The organism is Oceanobacillus sp. J11TS1 (assembly GCF_018333215.1).
Classification (GTDB): Bacteria; Bacillota; Bacilli; order Bacillales; family Amphibacillaceae; genus Oceanobacillus.
Map to the genome: position 1 here is coordinate 37,751 of NZ_BORO01000026.1, position 19,330 is coordinate 57,080.

Consider the following 19,330-nt stretch of genomic DNA (forward strand, 5'->3'; position numbering starts at 1 on the left):
ATGAAAAGAGATAAGTATATTTATATAGGACTAGATTTACACAAGTTTCAACATACAGCGGTGATATTGGATTGTTGGAATGAAAAGCTAGGAGAAATGACGTTTCAAAATAAAACATCCATCTTTCCTAGTTTATTAGAATATGTAAATAGGTATCTTACAGAAGGTTTGACCCCTGTATTTGGATTAGAAGATGTGGGCGGTTATGGACGAGGTTTAGCGTTATATCTGATTGAACAAGGCTACAATGTAAAATTCGTTAATTCCTCTTTATCCAATGCAGAACGAAACAGCTATGCGATGACACAAAAGAATGATAGTTGGGACGCTCAATGTGAGGCAAGGGTTTTAATACGTGACCTACCGTATTTGCCTGTAGCTACACCATACGATATTTACTGGATAATTGCACAACTTGTAGGCAGAAGAAACGCTTTAGTAAAAGCACAAACTGCTTTAAAGAACCAATTACACATCCAATTAAACTATCATTATCCAAGCTATAAGGATTTCTTTTCAGAAGTGGATGGCAAAACTGCTTTAGCCTTTTGGGAAAGCTATCCTTCACCTTCTCATTTGGAGGGGAAAACAATGGAAGGCTTACTAACATTCTTACTAGAAGCGAGTAATAATGCTTGTTCAACAAGAAAAGCAGAACAGATACTATCACTTGTTCAAGCTGATGGTGAAGTAAAACGAGAATATCAGACAACAAGAGACTTTATCACTCAAAGCATGGTTCGAGATATCCGATTTAAGAAACAGGAAATCAAGAAGGTGGTTAAAGAGTTAAAGCTAACTATTCAGACGCTAGGTATGCAGCTTGAAACCATGCCAGGGATTGATACCGTTACTTCATCCGCTTTAATTGCAGAAATCGGTGATATTCATCGGTTCGCAAATTCTGATAAACTTGCAAGATATGCAGGAATAGCACCAATTAGAATGGGTTCGGGCGGTAAGGAAACGATGAAGAAAACGAAACAAGGCAATCGAAAGCTATATGAAACCTTTTACAACCTAGCTGTTCAAGTTCAAGTATGTAAAGGAAGTAAAATTCCTCGTAATCGTGTGTTTTACGCATACTATAATCAGAAGCTAAGTGAAGGGAAATCCAAGTCACAAGCTCTTCTCTGCATTATGAGAAGATTGGTCAGAATAATCTATGGTATGATGAAAAATAAAACGGCATATATCATGCCAGATCAAGTTGATACAAAAGCGAGTTAACTAATAAGGATGGTGGTTGAATAAACTACCATCCTTTTATAAAGTACTTATTTAGATATTCCTAAGGGTATAGATAATCCTCTTTTACCTACAGAAGGTAAAGTAGGGACTTTTAAGGAACTTGCAAAACAAGGTATAAAGTTTGATAATATTACACCGCAACATATGCCTTCTGCTGCTAAGATGAAACAGGCAGGAGTAAAGAGAAGTGATGGTGTTAGTATGAATATGGAACAACCTCACCCTGGAGTAGATGGTAGGCATAGAGAAACATATACTTATGGTTTAAGTGGTAATAAATTACAAGATTATTTAAACCTAAGTTACTGTGATGCCCTGGCTTATGATATATTAGATGCAAGAAGGATATATATAAAGCAAGGTGTCTACCCATCTGAAATAAGAGCAGGACTATTAAATGCGATAAGAAAGAATAGAGAACTACACTTTGAAAAAAACATTCCGATATTATAAGTGATTAAGAAGAGGGGGAGGAAGAAATAATATGAAAAAGGCTATATTTATGCTGGTAATAGGCTTAGTATTACTAAGCGGTTGTGGAGCAGAAGAGAAGGATGATAAGGAACACGAGGAACTAATGAAAGAGGTAGAACAGAGTACCAATGAAACTGAGGAACTTCTCGAGAGACATGAAAAAATACAAGATGCAAAAAAGGAACTTGATGAATTAGAAAATCAATTTTATGAATATCTGGAAGAATAGCAACGCATTCACCTCTAAACTATTCAATGTAGTAATGGAGTTCAAGAATAAAAATATAAAAGGTTATTTTCAAATACACCTTGATTTATATGGAAAGAGAGCAGTCATCCTAGCTACTTATGTTTAAATGCGGGTTAGAATTTTCATTAATGTATAACGCATCCGCAATAAAAACGAAATCAAATTTACCTTCTTCAGCTTTTTGTGCCTGTTCTATATAAAATTCAAGACTGACACTGGCATCTGACGGTATCTCTGGGTGTCTCCAGTCAGACATTTTCTCCCCTACACCATGAATCATCGTCCCCATTTTCATTTGTCGTTGCAACTTTTTTCTCCCCTTCCTATTATTTGTGATATTGTTCACAAATAAATGAATACTGATTAAATAATATAAAAGTAAAAAGAATAAAACAACTGACATGGCAGTTGAGTAAAGATATGATTACGATTTATTATACCGTGGAAAAGTCAAGGGTGGAAGGATTTGCAGAATAATTTGATGAGTCAGGTTAACCCACTTTATCAAATTATTCCATTCAAGTTTCAAATCGTATTGTGAAGCGTAGCATCTTCTTCTTGCTGAAGCTTTTTCTTCTTACGCCATCCTCTAATCATGGCAAATACGGAAATTAAATAAAAGCCGATAAGTATGGTATACAGATTCAGAAAAGCAGGCCAGATTTCGTTGGCACTTTTTGTATCAATAAAGGTATCATATACGTTATTATTACGATAAATCAGTGGAATGCTTTCATCCAGATCATATTTATTATATGTTGTACCGGTTACTGCTTTTTTGGTTATGTAATCTTTCCCTTCTTGATCTTGAAAATGAAGGAATAGCTCATAGGTTGTGTAAGAAGCACCCCTTTGTGATCGTGTCTCATTATAGTCCCCGCCTAAAACAGACGCTGTTACTACTGTTTGATTCCATGTGTTTACTTTATTAAAAATATTTGTTGTTATCAGCGTTACAAGAATCAACCCTGTTAGGATGTAGATGCCTAAAAGCGTTAAAAGACTTGTCATGAATACTTTTTGAACGATGTTTTTATAGGAAGGCTTATTTTTGATAAATGTTGTACTTTTCAATAAGCCGGCACCAACGAATAGCACAGCTAGATATAACACAATAAGAATCGGTATCCCTAATAATTTTTCAAAGTGAATATCTTTCTCCGTTACAAAGGTATCTTCAGTTTTCATGTACCCTGAAATCGTATCTCCTACTTCGACAGATTCAAATTGTTCTTTGGAAACGGTACTTGGCCGATCCGAATTGGAGACATGTATCTCATAGCGCGGGTATAAATACAATCCTTTTTTACTGTATTTTAATTCAATCGTTTCTTCTGCAGGTTCATCTTTAATGGTACTGTTGAAATTGATATACAGCCATGTAAAACCGGTTGTCAATAAAAGAAATATTATCAAAGCGAGAATATTTTTAGAATTGATTGGCACTTCGTCCATACACTAACTCTCCTTAATGTAATTAAAATAACTTTCCAAATCATAACATAAAATTCTTTGTTTTGAGAAACAGATATCCCTTCATCACACCGCGTAAAAATGATATTAGGTAGTAGAAGATGGCAGGAAAGGAAGAGAATTAGATCTAGTACCACAGAAGAAATGGAAAAAAGGAGATGGTAGAAGAGAAAAACGCCCCAAGTGATTAGCATTCACTTGGGACGTGATTAAGTCGCGTGTGTTTTACAATGAACGATTTTTATTTAAGTATCGATAAGCCTTAACAGAAAATTCTACAGCTAACCTTTTAGGTGGCTCTAAAAAGTCATTACCTAAGATATTTTTGATTTTTTGGATTCGATAATACAATGCTTGTCGTGTAACAAATAATTGCTGTGCGGCTAATTTATGAGAGCCATTGTTGTCTAGAAAACTTTCAAGAGAAATCAAAAGTCTTCTCTCGATTTAGAATCCAAATCCAATAATTCTTTGATATGAGTATGAATGAAAGAAAGGATTTGATCTTTATTTTCTATTTTGAGTTTCTTATAAAATTTTATAAATATTGTTGCGAACACTTTATGAACTGATTGCAAGTGTATTTTACCAAATAAAAATAGCTCCCACAATGTGAGAGCTATACAAATTTTTTATTCAAATGTCACATTAACTTCAGCTTCTTCATCGTAATCCATATCGTCCCAGCTAAATACGTTTAATAACATTTCAAAATCGCCTTCTAGTTCTGGAAGGTTGCCGCCTTCATAATCTTCTATGGTAAGAACAGCATCCGCAGACTTACCGCCTGCAACTTCAGTACTCATGGATTGTAAACTTTCATCCACCATTTTATCGTTAATGGAAACTTCACGAGCTTGGAATTCTACTGTATCGTCACGTTTGTTTTCTACTTCAAACGTCACTTCTATTTTTTCTTCATCCCAATCTTCGTCAATAACTCTTTCGATGCTGACTAAAGTAGCCTTGAAATTATCATTATCCGCAATTTCTTGGTTGAATTCATATACTTCAGCATCCTCATCTTCCGTTTCTAATGTATCTTCATTTGATTCCTGATTTGTATCGGTATCAGTTTTTGCCTCTGATCCTGAGTCACTGTCACCACACGCGACAAGAACTCCAGCTAATAAAATAGCTACTAATAATAGCATTAATTTCTTCATAGTATGTATTTCCCCCTTTTTTTTCATGCGTATATAATTTACCATAAATATAAAAGGAAAAAAAGGATATTTTTTGAAAAAATAAGGGAAATTTATGCCACCTATAAGTGATAGGTTAGAAAATTAGTAATGAATTCGGAGAGTTTCAGTATACTATCGGACTACAGACTGAAGAAAAACATGAAAAAAGAAGTACAATATGGAAGTTATCTTCAAATATATACGTATTATAGAATTGGGGAAAGAAGTTATGAATCTTATTATTTCTAGCGATAATTGCTTTGTAAAAAGGCGAGATACAAAACATTCTGAACCTAAATGTAGTTCTAAAATAGGAGGAGTGAAATTATTATAATCTTGAATCCCGATTTTCCATACAAATGCAAAAGTGGAACAGCTATCAAGCCACCTATCCTTTCCCATTCTATAGGTAACAAAAAATGAACAGTCTCAGGTGAGAACTGCTCATTTTTTATTTCTTATATAGGAAATAAAGGTTTCCGTCAGTTGCTTTTTTCCATTGTCTTTATTGGATAAAGCGACAAATTGGATTTCATTATTAAATGGATAACCAATAGGAATAGCTGCAATCGATTTGGTCTGCAGATAAGGATTATTTTGAAGCATCAAATCAGAAACAATACTGATGCCCAAACCTGATGAAACGGAACGAAATAAGACGCTGGGATTTTTTGTGGTAAACAAGATATTTAATGGTCCTCGATTCTCTTCAAATTTCTCAATATTTACGTTATAAAATTCCCGGTCAAATAAAATAAAAGGCGAATCTTGAATATCTTCTAAACTGATTGATTCCCGAAATGCGAGCTTGGAATCAATTGGTACAATTGCTTTAAAACTGCTGGATATAAATAAGGAATATACCTCCATACTTGGCTCTATTTTATGATCATTTATTAAAGAAAACAGTCCAATATCTATCTCTTTTTTCTGTACTAAATGATAAATTTCCTCATTTTCTGCCTCTATAATCTGCACGTCAATTAGCGGGTTATCCTTTCTAAAGCTTGAGAGTGCTGGCGGAACAACTGCCATAAATAAGGATGGTGAGGTTGCAACGGTTAATTTTCCACGCAGTATTGCCGATAAGGAATTGGCAGTTTGTCTTAACTTCGATTCCGATTCGAGAATTTCTAATATAATAGGGATAAGCTTTTTGCCATTTTCCGTAGGTACTGTGCCGCTTCTCGACCGATTGAAGAGTTTATGCTCGAGCTCTTTTTCCAGACTTGCGATGGATTGACTTAAAGCTGATTGACTGATATGCAGTGCTTCAGAAGCACGTGTCATCGATTCATATTCAACAACGGCCTTTACATATTCTAATTGCTCAAAGTTCAATGGTTTCACCTCTTATATAAGTGTAGTTAATGTAAACATCATTAATTTTAATTATACAACGTTATTATTAATATATATAATATAAACATACTGTTTTTTAGAAAGTGGTGATTAAATGTCGGAGAAACTCTGGACAAAAGATTTTATATCGATAACATTAGTGAATTTTCTTATGTATATTATTCACTATTCTTTAATTGTTACCATTACGGTATTCACTATTGAGGAATACCAAGCAAGTGAAGGAATGGGAGGTTTAGCTGCTGGTATATTTATTATCGGTATGCTTTTTGGCCGTCTATATTCTGGTAAGTATATTGACCAGTGGCAGCCTAAATATATTTTAATGATTGGCCTTGTTGCTTCTATCGCAACCATCTCTTTATATTTTACGATTCATAGTTTAGCAATTCTTATGATTGTTCGTTTCTTACACGGAATTGCTTTCGGTATTTCATCTACCTCTACTGGAGCAATTGCTTCCAAAATTGTTCCTGAAAATCGTAAAGGGGAAGGCATTGGTTACTATGCATTAAGTACAACCGTAGCATCTGCGGTAGGACCGTTTGTAGGTATTTTAATTAATCAGCATCTTGGTTTTGAAATGAACTTTACTTTCTGTCTTGCTATTATTGCAGTAGCATTCTTAATGGGACTTACAATTAAGAAAATCGAAGTTGCTTCTCTTCCAAAACAGGAAGCTCAGAAACAGCCAGAAGCAGAACCAGCAAAAGGACTGGACAAATACTTGCAAAGAGAAGCATTGCCAATTGCTTTTGTTGCTGTATTTGTAGGGGTCGCTTATGCAAGTGTTCTGTCATTCTTAACAGCTTACGCACAAGAAATTGATCTTGTCTCTGTAGCGAGCTTTTTCTTTATGGTTTATGCCGTGAGTACGTTGGTTTCCCGTCCATTTACCGGAAAAATATTTGACCGTTTTGGAGAAAATAAAGTAATGTATCCATCTTTTATATCCTTTGTGATTGGTTTAGCTGTATTGGCAACAGCAACGAATGGATTCTTACTTTTATTATCCGCTGTTTTTATCGGTTTGGGCTATGGAACAATCATACCAAGTGCTCAAGCAATTGCTGTCAAATCTGCACCAAAAGAAAAGATCGGTCTTGCAACATCAACTTTTTATATGCTTGCTGACTTAGGCGCTGGTTTCGCTCCATTCTTGCTTGGAATGTTGATTCCGCTTGTAGGATATCGTAATTTGTATTGGTTGATGGGTCTTTTAACCATTGTTGTTACAGGCTTATATTATGTCTTGCACGGAAGAAAAGCACGTCGGGAAAGAGCAGTAATAAAACAAGAAAGAATGCACAATCAAGAAACTGTCACAAATTAATTAGAGTGAATAAAACCTCTTCATCATTTTTAAGTTTAAAATGGTGGAGAGGTTTTTTGATGTTATCTTTGGAAATTTATCCTTTATAAGTCATCTAGAGAAAGATATTTGATTAAGAAAACAGTTCATTTGGCACGGAACAAATTTGCTAAATGCTCTACTCTTATATCCTTTTTACTAATTGTGGCAATTCAAAGGCAGTAACCTCATTTATTATTACCGTTTCGAAACAAATTTGAAATAATAATGTAAGTTTATAAAAGTCTGAAATAAGGAATAATGGAGATAAGCGTTAAGTTTCACAATAGAAATATATGAAATCTCAAATACTATTTTGATGGAGGGTGTATAACATGAAAGGGATTATTCTAGCTGGGGGAAGCGGAACTCGTTTATCTCCAAGTACGGATAGTATCAATAAACACCTATTACCTGTATACGATAAACCGATGATTTATTATCCATTATCTGTCCTGATGCTTGGCGGTATTAAAGAAGTGATGGTGATTAGTACACCGGAGGATACGAATCGTTTTGAGAGATTATTAGGAGATGGATCTGCATTAGGTATTCGTATCGTGTATAAAGAACAACATCAGCCAAAAGGAATTCCACAAGCATTTATTCTTGCAGAAGATTTCATTGGGAAAGATGATGTCACTCTGATCCTGGCGGATAATATTTTCTTTGGGCAAGGATTTACAACATTATTAAGAAATGCACTGAAAAAACACCAGCATGCGACGGTTTTTGGCTATCGCGTGAAGGATGCGCATCGCTTTGGCGTTGTTGAATTCGATCATCATCAAAATGCGATTTCAATTGAGGAAAAGCCAGAGGATCCTAAATCAGACTTTGCTGTGACAGGTCTGTATATATATGATTCCAGAGCTGTTCAAATTGCTAAAAAACTCAAACCATCTGAGCGCGGGGAATTAGAAATTACAGATTTAAATAAAGAATACTTGAAATGGAATCAGCTTCATGTGGAGCTATTAGGAAGAGGGTTTGCCTGGATGGATGCAGGGACACAAGAATCCTTATTTGATGCGGCTGAATTTATTAAAACAACACAGCAACGACAAGGATTTAAGATTGCTTGCTTAGAAGAAATTGCTTTTTATTTAGGATATATGTCTCGGGAGGCGCTTTACGAAAAGGGAAAGTCTATGGAAAAAACAGATTATGGACAATATTTAATGGAAATTGCAAACCGTAAACATAGTCAGCAATACTGGGATTCCATTGACCATCACCCAATGTTAGGACTGGTAGGAAATGAGTAAGGCCATCTTAATCACTGGCGGGGCCGGATTTATCGGCTCTAATTTCATCCAATATTATCAAAAGAAATATCCCGAACAGCAGTTAATTAATGTAGATAAGCTAACCTATGCAGGCTCATTAAATAATTTAGTAGAAGTAGAAGATGCGGAGAATTACCATTTTATTCATGGAGATATTGCAGATAGGACAACAGTGGCAGCAATTTTCGATGAATATGATGTTGAAGGTGTGATTCATTTTGCAGCTGAATCGCATGTTGATCGCTCCATTGATGATGCCAGTCCATTTATTGATACGAATCTAGTTGGAACACTAAATCTCTTACAAGCAGCCAAGGAAGATTGGGAGAAGAAGGGAGAGCTTCGCCAGCGCCGATTTCACCAGATATCGACAGATGAAGTCTATGGTTCATTAGGAGAATCAGGAAAGTTTACAGAAGAAACCCCTTACGATCCTAGAAATCCCTATAGTGCATCGAAAGCAGGTGCGAATCTTTTAGTGAAAAGCTTTGGCTATACTTATGGGATGAATGTTATTATTTCCTCCTGCTCCAATAATTATGGTCCACGACAGCACGATGAGAAACTGTTGCCGACGATTATTCGACATGCTTTGGCAAATGAGCCGATACCCATTTACGGTGATGGAAAGAACATACGTGATTGGTTATATGTTGAGGACCACTGTAAAGCGATTGATAGGATTTATCACCAGGGTAAGACGATGGAAGTTTATAATGTTGGCGGCAGTAATGAGCAAGAAAACATAATGATTACAAAAATGGTTTGTCAGTTATTGGATGAATTGAGACCGGATTTACTTCAAACCTATCGTTTGGAGCATTTTTCTGATTTGATTACCTATGTAGATGATCGTCAAGGACATGACAAGAGATATGCTATAGATGCTAGTAAAATACAAAAAGAATTAGGCTGGCAGCCTGAAGTAGATTTAGAGAATGGACTGCGAAAAACAGTGGAATGGTATGTAGAAAAATGGAAAACAGACGTACCGATTTAATTTCTGTCGTAGTTCCAGTCTACGGTTGTGAACGTTGTCTTATTGAATTAACCAGTCGAATTATTCAAACAATCCAGTCCATTCCAGCAGAATATGAAATTATTATGGTAAATGATGCAAGCCCGGATCTCGCTTGGGAAACGATTCTCAAGCTCCATCAGCAAGATAAGCAAATAAAAGGAATAAATCTATCTCGCAATTTTGGACAGCATCATGCCATCACAGCCGGTCTTGATTTTACTTCAGGGGATTGGGTGGTCGTGATGGATTGCGATCTGCAGGACCGCCCGGAAGAAATTGCTTCGTTATATCAGAGAGCACAGGATGGTTATGATGTTGTTTTTGCGCAACGTGTGCAAAGGCAGGATAAACAATTAAAAAAATTGTCATCGAGGGTGTTTTACAAGGTTTATGATTATTTTACAGGGAAAAAAACAGACGCTTCCATAGCAAATTTTAGTATTTCCCGAAAAAAAGTAGTGGAAAGCTTTCGAGAGCTGCGGGAGCAAAATCGTTACTTTCCTTTCTTTATTCAATGGATGGGATATCAGCAGACAAAAATAGAGGTACAGCATGATGCAAGAAAGGAAGGGACATCGTCTTATCAGCTGAAAAAATTATTCGCATTAGCAACCGATGCGATTGTCTCCCAATCGAATAAACCGCTGAGACTTTCGATTGGTATAGGATTTCTGATGGCTTTGGCTTCCTTTATTTATGCGCTTTATTTATTTTCACGTTACTTCTTTCTGGATGAGACCGTGCAAGGCTGGACGAGTGTTATGGTATCTATTTTCTTTATTGGTGGTTTGATTTTCTTCCAGCTTGGGATTATTGGTCTCTATCTCGGAAAGATTTTTAATGAAGCGAAGGGGCGTCCGCTTTATTTAATTAAAGATATAAAAGGCGAAGTTCAAAAAAATAAAACTACAGGACAATAATTGCCGACGCAGAAGTCACCATATCTTAGGGCTTGGCCATTGGCAATTACTCGCCCCGCCAAAAATATTTGGATGCTAAATAGAGAGGAAGAGGGAAATGAGTGAATATCTAGAACCAACACCATGGGATAATCGGAATTTTCCATTGGCTACCTTTCAATTAACGGAATACAGTGAAGCAGCTTTGCAAGCAACAGAAGAAACAGAGGGTCATTTTACTATTAAGGTGGACCCTCTGGCGGACAAGGCTTTACTGCATAAATACGGTTTTTATTATACGGATACATTACTGGAGCCTTATTGTTACCGGAATACCTTTTTAGCAGAACGGGCTGGAGAGGTATCCTTTTATGAAGATTATAATGCAGATGAAGTATTAGCCATAGCGGAAGAAGCATTTCAAGGCGGAAGATATCACCGTGATTTTCAAGTTCCCAATGAAATGGCGGATCTGCGTTATCGGAATTGGGTAAAAGACTTGATTGAACAGAATTTAATTCTTGCCTATAAGCAAGCTGATCGTGTTGCAGGTTTTTTTGCTTATCAAGAAGAAAATGTTTTACTGTTGGCAATGCATAAGGATATTCGTGGAAAGGGTTTTGCCGCACCATTTGCAGCAGCTTGTGTGAAAGAGCAGTTTGAACGTACCAATAAAGAGCAGCTTATTACATCTATTTCTCCGAGTAATCCAGCTTCATTAAATGTCTTTATCGGCTTAGGGTTTCGGTTACGCGCAGGGAAGGATGTTTATCATAAAGTGAATGGTAATTTTCTTTAAAGAAGGCAACAGGTAGTAGGGGGAGAGAAGCTTGGGCTATTTTTATATTGCTGGAACCATTCTATTTACCGTTTATGGACAATTAATTATTAAATGGACCATGGATCGGCAAGGGGAATTACCAGATGGATTACTTGATAAATTTTTATTTTTATTTCAACTCATATGGAATCCTTGGATACTATCCGGATTTATTGCTGCCTTTTTAGCAGCATTAAGCTGGATGGCGGCTATGACAAAATTCGATATCAGCTATGCCTATCCATTTATGAGTCTTTCTTTTGTTCTTGTTTTTATTTTATCTGTACTCTTATTTGGAGAACCGATTAGTACACAGAAAATCATTGGCTTTGCTTTTGTGATAATAGGCATTCTTATAATGAGGTGATTCCATGATACCATTTAATGTACCATGTTATATAGGAAAAGAAGACGTAGCAATTCGTGATGCAATAGCAAAACAGAAATTATCAGGCAACGGTTCCTACGGAGAAAAGTGTATACGCTGGTTGGAGGAAAAGATGGGTGTCAACAAAGCCATGCTGACCCCTTCTTGTACAGCCGCTCTTGAAATGGCAGCGTTGTTAACGGATGTTGGCGAAGGGGACGAAGTGATCATGCCTTCTTATACCTTTGTTTCGACAGCAAATGCGTTTGCGCTTCGGGGAGCGAAAATTGTCTTTGTAGATGTCGAACCGGAAACAATGAATGTCGATCCAAAACGAATCGAAGCAGCAATTACAAAAAAAACCAAAGTGATTGTTGTTGTCCATTATGCAGGTGTTTCTTGTGAAATGGAGCTGGTTATGTCCCTTGCAGAAAAATATAAGCTATGGGTTGTAGAAGACGCAGCACAGGGATTGATGAGTTTTTATAGAGGAAAAGCTTTGGGGACAATTGGACATTTAGGAACGATCAGCTTTCACGAAACGAAAAACTATGTTTGCGGAGAAGGTGGAGCTCTCTACATTAATGATGCTTCCCTGGCAGAACGTGCGGAGATCATTCAAGAAAAAGGAACAGACCGCTCGCAATTTATTCGCGGCGAGGTAGATAAATATACTTGGAGAGATATCGGGTCATCTTATCTGCTTAGTGAACTAAATGCAGCTTATCTGTCTGTACAGTTCGAGCATGCCGAAGAAATTAATGAAAATCGCATTAGGACATGGAACCTTTATGCGGAAGGTCTCGCACCGCTTGCTGAAGAGGGGAAAATCGAGTTGCCAGCAATCCCTGAAGATAGCAAACATAACGCACATTTATTCTTTATCAAAACAGCGGATGCGATCGTTCGGGAACAGCTAAGCAATTATTTAAAAGATCTGGACATTGTAACAGCGACACATTATGTTCCTTTACATTCATCCATAGCAGGAAAACAATTTGGCTACTTTCATGGAGAAGATGCCTATACAACAATAGAAAGTGAACGTTTATTACGATTACCACTTTACTATGGGATAAGTAAAGGGGATGTAGAGTATGTCATTCAAAGCATTCAGCAATTTTATGCACAATAAATGGATATGGGCAGGCTGTCTTATTTTGCTTGCCTACTTGTCTCCTTATGTGATTTATGGAGAAGACGTACATATTCGTATTCATGATAATATGGATTCTAATATCGTTTGGTACAAAGTGCTGGCAGAGAGCGGGCAAATTTTTTCCTTAAAGGATGTGCCGTTGCCGTATGCCATTGATGGACTGCCTCGAAGTGCTTTGCCTTCTGCTTTTGATGCCGCGCTTTGGTTGTATGTTCTCTTTGAACCAATAACAGCCTATACGATCAGTCAAACAATTATGCGCTTGGCAGCGTTATTTGGAATGTATTTATTATTAACTCGCTTTGTCGTGAAAAAAGAGACGACACCCTGGATTACAGTCGGTGTTTCGCTTGCTTTTGCTATGCTGCCTTATTGGCCGTCCGGCGTCCTATCAATTGCAGGGATGCCGCTTGCTCTGTATGTCTTTTTAATGATTCGACAATATCGGACCAAGGCACCGAAGCATACATGGGTATTACTATGCCTTATTCCATTTTTCGCAAATTTTGTCCTTAGTTTTGTTTTCTTTCTCGCAGTAATTGGCGTATTGTGGCTGATTGACCGGATTCGCTATAAACAATGGAATTGGACGTTCTTTGCTGCGATTGCAATAATGACAAGCCTATTTTTGATGAAGGATTACTTATTAATTACATCCATGTTTTTTGATGATAGTTTTACTTCCCACCGAGAAGAATTGGAGTTGAGTCATAATACATTTGAACGAAGCTACGAATTGGCATGGGAGAATTTTTTATATGGGCATACGCATGATGAAGCGATTCAAGCCTATATTATTATTCCCATTATTTTATTCGCCCTGTGGCTTGCATTAGTAAAAAAACGGCAGCCGAAATGGTTGTATACGCTGTTTTTGTTAAATTTAGTGTTGTCCTTTTGGTATGCATTCTGGTACTGGGAAGGCTGGCAACCGTTAAAAGAAAATATTTCTGTTTTAAATACCTTTAATTTTGCCCGCATTCATTTTATGGATCCGCCAATATGGTATATTGCTTTTGCCCTAGCTCTAGGCATCATTTGGAGGTTTCGAAAGATTGGGAAACTTCTTGTCATTGCAGTTATTATTTGGCAATGCTATATGCTGTTTGGACTTTCAGAAGAATTTAAATACCGGGAAGTAAATACGCCTACCTTTAAAGAGTTTTATTCGAAGGAATTATTTACGTCTATTCAAGAATATATCGGGGAGGATCCAAGCGATTATCGCGTTGTCAGTGTTGGGTTGCATCCAACGATAGCTCAATATAATGGTTTCTATACGTTGGATACGTATAATAATAGTTTTCCGCTGGAATATAAGCATGCCTTTCGAGAGGTTATTGCCGGTGAGTTAGAAAAAAGTCCGAGCCTGCAAAATTACTTTGATACATGGGGAGGAAGATTGTATATGTATGTAGCGGAACACGGTAAGAACTATATGTTTACCAAAAATCGAAATGAGCCTATACAGGACTTGGCCATTGATACAACGGCTTTAAAGGAGTTAGGAGGAGAATATGTTCTTTCTGCTGTTCCAATTGAAAATGCTAGAGATATAGGGTTGTCCCTAGAGGAAACATTTACAGAACAGGACTCTCCATGGGAAATTTACTTATATTACATCATGTAATTAGATTGTAATATTACATCTGAAAGCATTCGTATGACAGGCTTAACAAGGATTTTCCCCTAGTGGTGATACAGAACTGTAATATTTTGATAATCTTTTTGCAATCTATAGATGTTACACTGCACTAGAAATTCATATTGTGTTAAATTTATCCTATGATTCACAAAACTGCATATTAACGAAGGGCTCATCGTCCTTTTACAGAGAGACCTATGTAGTAGTGATGCAGGAACAGGGGGAAAAGAATTGAAGAAAACGTTTTTGCTAGCAATAGTAATGATAGTTGGTTTCATGAGTTCCAGTATTAAACCAGTTCAAGCAGAAACTGCTGATGATCTCGAGGGAATTCGCGATCAGCGCTCGGAAGTCAAGACAGAGTTATCCGACTCTGAACAACAAATTGCTTCAGTATTAGAAGAATTGGAGCAGTTAAAGAGTGAAATTGCAAGTACAGAAATTGAATTAGAAGAAAAGCAACAGGAGATTGATGAAACAGATCAACAGATTGATGCTTTATTAGAAGATATTTTTACTTTAGAAGATGAAATGTCAGAGCTGGAACAGAAAATAGAAGAGCGGTTTGATATCTTGAAAGAAAGAATGGTATCTGTTCAGCATTCCGGCGGGGATATTAACTATTTAGAGGTTCTCTTCGGTGCCCAAAGCTTTGAGGATTTTATTACACGGGCAAATGCAGTTAATAAAATTGCAGATTCTGATGCATCCTTGATTGAACAGCAAGAAGCAGATATTGCTCTATTGGAAGATAAGCGTTCTGAAGAAGTAGACAAAATGGATGACTTAAATAATTTAAAAGATGAGCAAAGAGCAGCAAAAGAAAATGTGGAACAAGCATTGGTAGATAGCAATGCCAAGAAAGATGAGTTAGAAACAAAGCAAGACGATTTACAAGCGCTTGTGGAAGAATTGGAAATAACAGATTCCCAATTGGCATCTTTAGAAGCTGATGCACAGGCAACACTTGCTGCAGCTGAAGAAAAAGCAAAAGAAGCGGAAGCAGCAAAACTAGCTGAAGCTGAAGAAAAAGCAGCGAAAGAAGAAGAAACAAAGGTTCACAAAGAAAAAGAAACGAGTGTCGCCTCTAAAACAATTACAAAGGAACCTGAACCTGAAGCTAAACCTGAAGCAGAAAAAGAAGAGGTTCCTGTTGAGAAGTCCGAGGTGAAGGAAGATCCTAGCCAAGAGAAAGAAGAACCTTCTCAGCCAAAGGAAGAGAAAAGTTCTAGTGAAGAAGACACTGTAGTTAAAGAAGAATCGGGCAAAACATTTACCGTGTCATCAACAGCATACACAGCTGATTGTGCTGGGTGTACCGGTATTACTACAACCGGTTTTGATTTAAAGAAAAATCCAGGTGCGAAGGTAATTGCTGTGGATCCTAGTGTTATCCCGCTTGGCAGTATTGTAGAAGTGGAAGGCTATGGAGTAGCTGTAGCACGTGATACAGGCGGAGCAATTACAGGAAATAAAATTGATGTATTCTTTTCAGATTCCTCTCAAGCACATAGCTGGGGAAGAAAAGATGTTAAAGTAACGATATTAGAAAGATAAATAAAAGCATGTGCTCTGGACATAAAAAAGAGCACATGCTTTTGCTTTTATAATCAGTTAATCACGATGCTTTGAATAAAGGCAAAGTATCCCATTACTACAAACAGGAGAGACGCTAGGTAGGAAAGAGCAGGGTGTCTTCTTGTTTTAAAGGTATAAATGCTTGCAGCTAGACATGCCAGCGCTAAGCCAATAAAAAAGAAAACAGATCCATCTAATGCTAAGCCTATTCTTAAACCATCCATAGCTCCCGCATAAAACATATTTAGAATAGGTGCATAGCCGCTATGGGCAATTAAATTTTCGATATGAAGCGGCGGTGACTGTTCATTCATAACACCTGTCAGCAACAAAATAAACATAATAATAAAGAATTCTACTCGTATCCAAGGTCTTGCTTGAAAGCTTGCATCAGCCTGTAAACGTCGTTTCATCCAAATCCCATTAAATATGGCATATACCAATAATGGAACGATAAATAATTGTTTAAAAAATAAACTTTGACCATAAGAAACAAGCAGGGCATCTCCATACTGGCGAAAATCAACAGTGAATTGCGCTAATAAAATACCGCTTAGAACGACAATGGCAAAACAAGCCATTGCAAAAGGATGATAGCTTTTTATAAAATGCAGCCAACTAATAGACTTTGGTGAAAACCAGCAGACCATCATGAGCGTTCCAACCCAGGAGCTCACTGCAAACAAATGCACCGCATGCGTTAACACACCGGGAATCCCTTGCAATGAACCAGCATGGCTGGACCAGCCCACACCAATTGCAGCAAAACATACAAAAATCATACCAACCCAAGCAGTTTGTTTACGGCTTGTATCCTGGACAAATGCAATGTAAATACTAAAAAGAATACAAATGATAAATAAAAATAGCCAAGCATTCCCAATTCGAAAGGATAATAAAACCGTCTCAAAAGCAGAACCTAATGTAGAACGTTGGGCTATGTGACTAATCAGCTGAATAAGAGGCATAAATGCGAATAAAGCAATTCCCCCAATAGCTGTGAGCTGCAAATTAGAAGAGATTCTGATGTTTGCTGAAGAAGTGGCAGGAAGCAATCGAATAAGAAAGCTTCCCGCTAAAAAGGCAAGGCAAAGGTATAAGAATGTTTCTGTGAAAATGGTTAGATAAAACATGTCTTATTTCTTCCTTCTTAGTAATACAATGGCTACGATAGCGATAATCGCAATAAGTAAAATCGCAATTAGCATCGTATTGGAGTTACTATCATCCTGCGCAGAATCTTGGACATCACTTTCAGAAGAAGCATCTTGATTCTCGTTAGCATCTTCTGCAGAATCTGTATCTTCCTCTATATCCACTTCAAACGAAATGGAATCCTCCATAGGATGACCATCTACACCAATAATATCCCAACTGATTGTATATGCCCCATTTTTTAAAGGTTCAGCGACTTCAGCAGATAATTCATCGTCATTGACTGCGATATTATCTAGAGCAATCTGTGTACCATCCTCCGCTTGTAATTCCAGTACAGCGCTCTCTTCAATCACTGTTTCAAAATAAATTGTAATCCTATCTAAAGGTTCTGTTACTGTTGAACCCTCCTCTGGGTCAGATGCCTCATGGTGTGTATGTGCAAAGACAGGACTTGCACTACATACAAATAATAAGAGAATGAAAGATAGTGCTCCTGTTAATTTCTTCATATTTGTTTTCCTCCTTAATCTATTGAATTCAATATAGTGTTGCCGAACTCTATGTTACAAGATAATGAGATCTATAACAAGTTTGGTCGAAGTAAAAACATTACATTTTTATAAACTTTGAATAATTAATGACAATGCTTTTTTTGGTAAACTATAGTAGAATCATTAGTATCATTCCAAATTTTCTGAGGAGGCCAATCATGAGCAATTATCCTAACATAGAAGAAACGAAGGCATTAATTAAGGATTTAGTAACCATACCAAGTCCGACCGGCTATACAAAAGATGCGATACAATTTATTGAAAACAGATTAGCAAAAAGCCATGTACAAACAAAACGTAACCGTAAAGGCGGTTTGATTGCGACATTGCCTGGTAAAGATACACGCAAACATCGTTTTCTGACAGCGCATGTGGATACTTTAGGAGCGATTGTCAAAGAGATAAAAGACAATGGCCGTTTAAAAATACAGGCTATTGGCGGTTTTCCTTTTAACTTTGTGGAAGGAGAATATTGTACAATCCACACAGTAGGTGGAGAAAAAATAACAGGTACCATTTTAATGCATCAAACAGCTGTCCACGTGTATCGGAATACTTCCGAACTAAAAAGAGATACAGAAAATATCGAAGTCCGGGTTGACGCGGTTGTGAAAAGCGAAGAAGATACCCGCAAATTAGGAATTGAAGTAGGTGACTTTATTTCCTTTGATCCAAGAGTTGAAACAACAGACTCCGGATTTATTAAATCTCGCCATTTGGATGATAAAGCAAGTGTTGCAATCTTAATTAATGTGATTGAAAAGCTTGTGGCAGATCAAACAGAATTGCCCTATACAACGCATTTCCTCTTTTCTAATAATGAAGAGATTGGATACGGCGGTAATTCCAACATCCCGCCAGAAACTGTTGAATATTTAGCTGTCGATATGGGAGCGATTGGAGACGGTCAACGAACAGATGAATACACGGTATCGATTTGTGTGAAGGATGCTTCTGGTCCATACCACTATGGCCTTCGCAATCATCTCACAGAAATTGCTAAAGCAAATCAAATCGATTATAAATTAGATATCTATCCGTACTATCAATCAGATGCATCTGCGGCCATTCATTCCGGGCATGATATCATTCATGGACTAATTGGACCGGGAATTGACGCCTCCCACGCATTTGAACGGACACATGAATCGTCTCTCAAGCACACGGAAAACTTGGTTTATCATTATGTACAATCGGAAATGGTAGAAGAATAAAAAGATGGACCGGGAAGAATCCTGGTCTATTTTTCTATAAATTAATCAGTAGACCTATCTCGAATCTGGCCTCCGCTCGAAAAGAGAGCAACCCAATCCAAAAGGCCTATATCCGCTCGAAAAGTTAGTATACCCGCTCCGCTATGCTCGTATCGGTACTGTCAATAAGTATGTGTAAATCCCCAGGTAGTGCGCCGGTTTTACATGGAGTGGTGGGCATGGTAGCCTTCGTGGTAAGGTCAACACTTTTTTTCATAGTTGGGGCTTGGCCTATGAACCAT

General features: G+C 37.2%; 19 protein-coding genes and 1 pseudogene. 13 read left to right on the forward strand and 7 right to left on the reverse strand.

What is annotated here, in order from left to right:
* From KI343_RS16230 to KI343_RS16240, 3 genes are all read left to right on the forward strand, one after another.
* Positions 1-1,230, forward strand: a complete 1,230-nt coding sequence (locus KI343_RS16230; protein ID WP_212927471.1) for an IS110 family RNA-guided transposase — start codon at positions 1-3, stop codon at positions 1,228-1,230.
* A 222-nt stretch (positions 1,231-1,452) separates the two neighbouring features.
* Positions 1,453-1,704, forward strand: a complete 252-nt coding sequence (locus KI343_RS16235) for a hypothetical protein (protein ID WP_212927493.1) — start codon at positions 1,453-1,455, stop codon at positions 1,702-1,704.
* Between the two features lie 31 nt (positions 1,705-1,735).
* Positions 1,736-1,954 (forward strand): hypothetical protein, encoded by a 219-nt coding sequence (locus tag KI343_RS16240; RefSeq protein WP_212927472.1) that lies wholly within the window; start codon positions 1,736-1,738, stop codon positions 1,952-1,954.
* A gap of 127 nt (positions 1,955-2,081) precedes the next feature.
* Here KI343_RS16240 and KI343_RS16245 read toward each other — a convergent pair.
* The 5 genes and pseudogenes from KI343_RS16245 to KI343_RS16265 all read right to left on the reverse strand — a co-directional run.
* A pseudogene (locus KI343_RS16245) lies at positions 2,082-2,270 on the reverse strand (LLM class flavin-dependent oxidoreductase); the annotation flags it as partial.
* A 230-nt stretch (positions 2,271-2,500) separates the two neighbouring features.
* Positions 2,501-3,430, reverse strand: coding sequence for a hypothetical protein (locus KI343_RS16250; RefSeq protein ID WP_212927473.1), 930 nt, complete (start codon positions 3,428-3,430; stop codon positions 2,501-2,503).
* A 243-nt stretch (positions 3,431-3,673) separates the two neighbouring features.
* A complete protein-coding gene (locus tag KI343_RS20655; protein ID WP_212927474.1) occupies positions 3,674-3,880 on the reverse strand; it encodes a helix-turn-helix domain-containing protein in 207 nt (68 codons plus the stop codon).
* Between the two features lie 200 nt (positions 3,881-4,080).
* Positions 4,081-4,614, reverse strand: a complete 534-nt coding sequence (locus tag KI343_RS16260) for a hypothetical protein (protein ID WP_212927475.1) — start codon at positions 4,612-4,614, stop codon at positions 4,081-4,083.
* Positions 4,615-5,079: 465 nt separating this feature from the next.
* Complete coding sequence (locus KI343_RS16265; protein WP_212927476.1) at positions 5,080-5,976, reverse strand: LysR family transcriptional regulator; 897 nt, start codon at positions 5,974-5,976, stop codon at positions 5,080-5,082.
* A gap of 115 nt (positions 5,977-6,091) precedes the next feature.
* On the opposite strand from KI343_RS16265, the gene KI343_RS16270 reads away from it, so the two are divergent.
* The 9 genes from KI343_RS16270 to KI343_RS16310 all read left to right on the forward strand — a co-directional run bounded on the left by KI343_RS16270 (position 6,092) and on the right by KI343_RS16310 (position 16,105).
* Positions 6,092-7,330 carry an MFS transporter gene (locus tag KI343_RS16270; RefSeq protein ID WP_212927477.1) on the forward strand — a complete coding sequence of 413 codons (1,239 nt, stop codon included), beginning with the start codon at positions 6,092-6,094 and terminating at the stop codon, positions 7,328-7,330.
* Between the two features lie 353 nt (positions 7,331-7,683).
* Positions 7,684-8,616, forward strand: coding sequence for a glucose-1-phosphate thymidylyltransferase RfbA (rfbA, locus tag KI343_RS16275; protein ID WP_212927478.1), 933 nt, complete (start codon positions 7,684-7,686; stop codon positions 8,614-8,616).
* Positions 8,609-9,637: a dTDP-glucose 4,6-dehydratase gene (rfbB, locus tag KI343_RS16280; protein ID WP_212927479.1), complete on the forward strand. Its 1,029-nt coding sequence runs from the start codon at positions 8,609-8,611 to the stop codon at positions 9,635-9,637. The genes rfbA and rfbB overlap by 8 nt, the downstream gene beginning before the upstream one ends.
* A complete protein-coding gene (locus KI343_RS16285; protein ID WP_244857039.1) occupies positions 9,613-10,578 on the forward strand; it encodes a glycosyltransferase family 2 protein in 966 nt (321 codons plus the stop codon). Before rfbB ends, KI343_RS16285 begins: the two co-directional genes overlap by 25 nt.
* 97 nt (positions 10,579-10,675) lie before the next feature.
* On the forward strand, positions 10,676-11,356 hold the full coding sequence (locus KI343_RS16290) for a GNAT family N-acetyltransferase (RefSeq protein ID WP_212927481.1): 681 nt from the start codon (positions 10,676-10,678) through the stop codon (positions 11,354-11,356).
* A 31-nt stretch (positions 11,357-11,387) separates the two neighbouring features.
* The gene (locus tag KI343_RS16295; protein ID WP_212927482.1) at positions 11,388-11,744 is read left to right on the forward strand and encodes an EamA family transporter; all 357 of its coding nucleotides are present in this window, start codon (positions 11,388-11,390) and stop codon (positions 11,742-11,744) included.
* Between the two features lie 4 nt (positions 11,745-11,748).
* Entirely contained in the window at positions 11,749-12,879 is a 1,131-nt protein-coding gene (gene rffA, locus KI343_RS16300) for a dTDP-4-amino-4,6-dideoxygalactose transaminase (RefSeq protein WP_212927483.1), read from the forward strand.
* Positions 12,842-14,533: a DUF6044 family protein gene (locus KI343_RS16305; protein WP_212927484.1), complete on the forward strand. Its 1,692-nt coding sequence runs from the start codon at positions 12,842-12,844 to the stop codon at positions 14,531-14,533. The genes rffA and KI343_RS16305 overlap by 38 nt, the downstream gene beginning before the upstream one ends.
* Before the next feature lie 246 nt (positions 14,534-14,779).
* Positions 14,780-16,105 carry a PcsB-like coiled-coil domain-containing protein gene (locus KI343_RS16310; RefSeq protein ID WP_212927485.1) on the forward strand — a complete coding sequence of 442 codons (1,326 nt, stop codon included), beginning with the start codon at positions 14,780-14,782 and terminating at the stop codon, positions 16,103-16,105.
* Between the two features lie 53 nt (positions 16,106-16,158).
* Here KI343_RS16310 and KI343_RS16315 read toward each other — a convergent pair whose 3' ends face one another.
* Entirely contained in the window at positions 16,159-17,259 is a 1,101-nt protein-coding gene (locus KI343_RS16315) for a copper resistance D family protein (protein WP_212927486.1), read from the reverse strand.
* Between the two features lie 3 nt (positions 17,260-17,262).
* Positions 17,263-17,793, reverse strand: a complete 531-nt coding sequence (locus tag KI343_RS16320) for a copper resistance CopC family protein (protein WP_212927487.1) — start codon at positions 17,791-17,793, stop codon at positions 17,263-17,265.
* 200 nt (positions 17,794-17,993) lie between these two features.
* Here KI343_RS16320 and KI343_RS16325 point away from each other — a divergent pair, with 200 nt between their 5' ends.
* On the forward strand, positions 17,994-19,049 hold the full coding sequence (locus tag KI343_RS16325) for a M42 family metallopeptidase (RefSeq protein ID WP_212927488.1): 1,056 nt from the start codon (positions 17,994-17,996) through the stop codon (positions 19,047-19,049).
* The last annotated feature ends 281 nt before the right edge of the window (positions 19,050-19,330 follow it).

Coding starts and splice junctions, on each gene's coding strand:
- KI343_RS16230 (WP_212927471.1), top strand. CDS start 1: ATGAAAAGAGATAAGTATATTTATATAGGACTAGATTTACACAAGTTT.
- KI343_RS16235 (WP_212927493.1), top strand. CDS start 1,453: ATGAATATGGAACAACCTCACCCTGGAGTAGATGGTAGGCATAGAGAA.
- KI343_RS16240 (WP_212927472.1), top strand. CDS start 1,736: ATGAAAAAGGCTATATTTATGCTGGTAATAGGCTTAGTATTACTAAGC.
- KI343_RS16250 (WP_212927473.1), bottom strand. CDS start 3,430: ATGGACGAAGTGCCAATCAATTCTAAAAATATTCTCGCTTTGATAATA.
- KI343_RS16260 (WP_212927475.1), bottom strand. CDS start 4,614: ATGAAGAAATTAATGCTATTATTAGTAGCTATTTTATTAGCTGGAGTT.
- KI343_RS16270 (WP_212927477.1), top strand. CDS start 6,092: ATGTCGGAGAAACTCTGGACAAAAGATTTTATATCGATAACATTAGTG.
- rfbA (WP_212927478.1), top strand. CDS start 7,684: ATGAAAGGGATTATTCTAGCTGGGGGAAGCGGAACTCGTTTATCTCCA.
- rfbB (WP_212927479.1), top strand. CDS start 8,609: ATGAGTAAGGCCATCTTAATCACTGGCGGGGCCGGATTTATCGGCTCT.
- KI343_RS16285 (WP_244857039.1), top strand. CDS start 9,613: ATGGAAAACAGACGTACCGATTTAATTTCTGTCGTAGTTCCAGTCTAC.
- KI343_RS16290 (WP_212927481.1), top strand. CDS start 10,676: ATGAGTGAATATCTAGAACCAACACCATGGGATAATCGGAATTTTCCA.
- rffA (WP_212927483.1), top strand. CDS start 11,749: ATGATACCATTTAATGTACCATGTTATATAGGAAAAGAAGACGTAGCA.
- KI343_RS16305 (WP_212927484.1), top strand. CDS start 12,842: ATGTCATTCAAAGCATTCAGCAATTTTATGCACAATAAATGGATATGG.
- KI343_RS16315 (WP_212927486.1), bottom strand. CDS start 17,259: ATGTTTTATCTAACCATTTTCACAGAAACATTCTTATACCTTTGCCTT.
- KI343_RS16320 (WP_212927487.1), bottom strand. CDS start 17,793: ATGAAGAAATTAACAGGAGCACTATCTTTCATTCTCTTATTATTTGTA.
- KI343_RS16325 (WP_212927488.1), top strand. CDS start 17,994: ATGAGCAATTATCCTAACATAGAAGAAACGAAGGCATTAATTAAGGAT.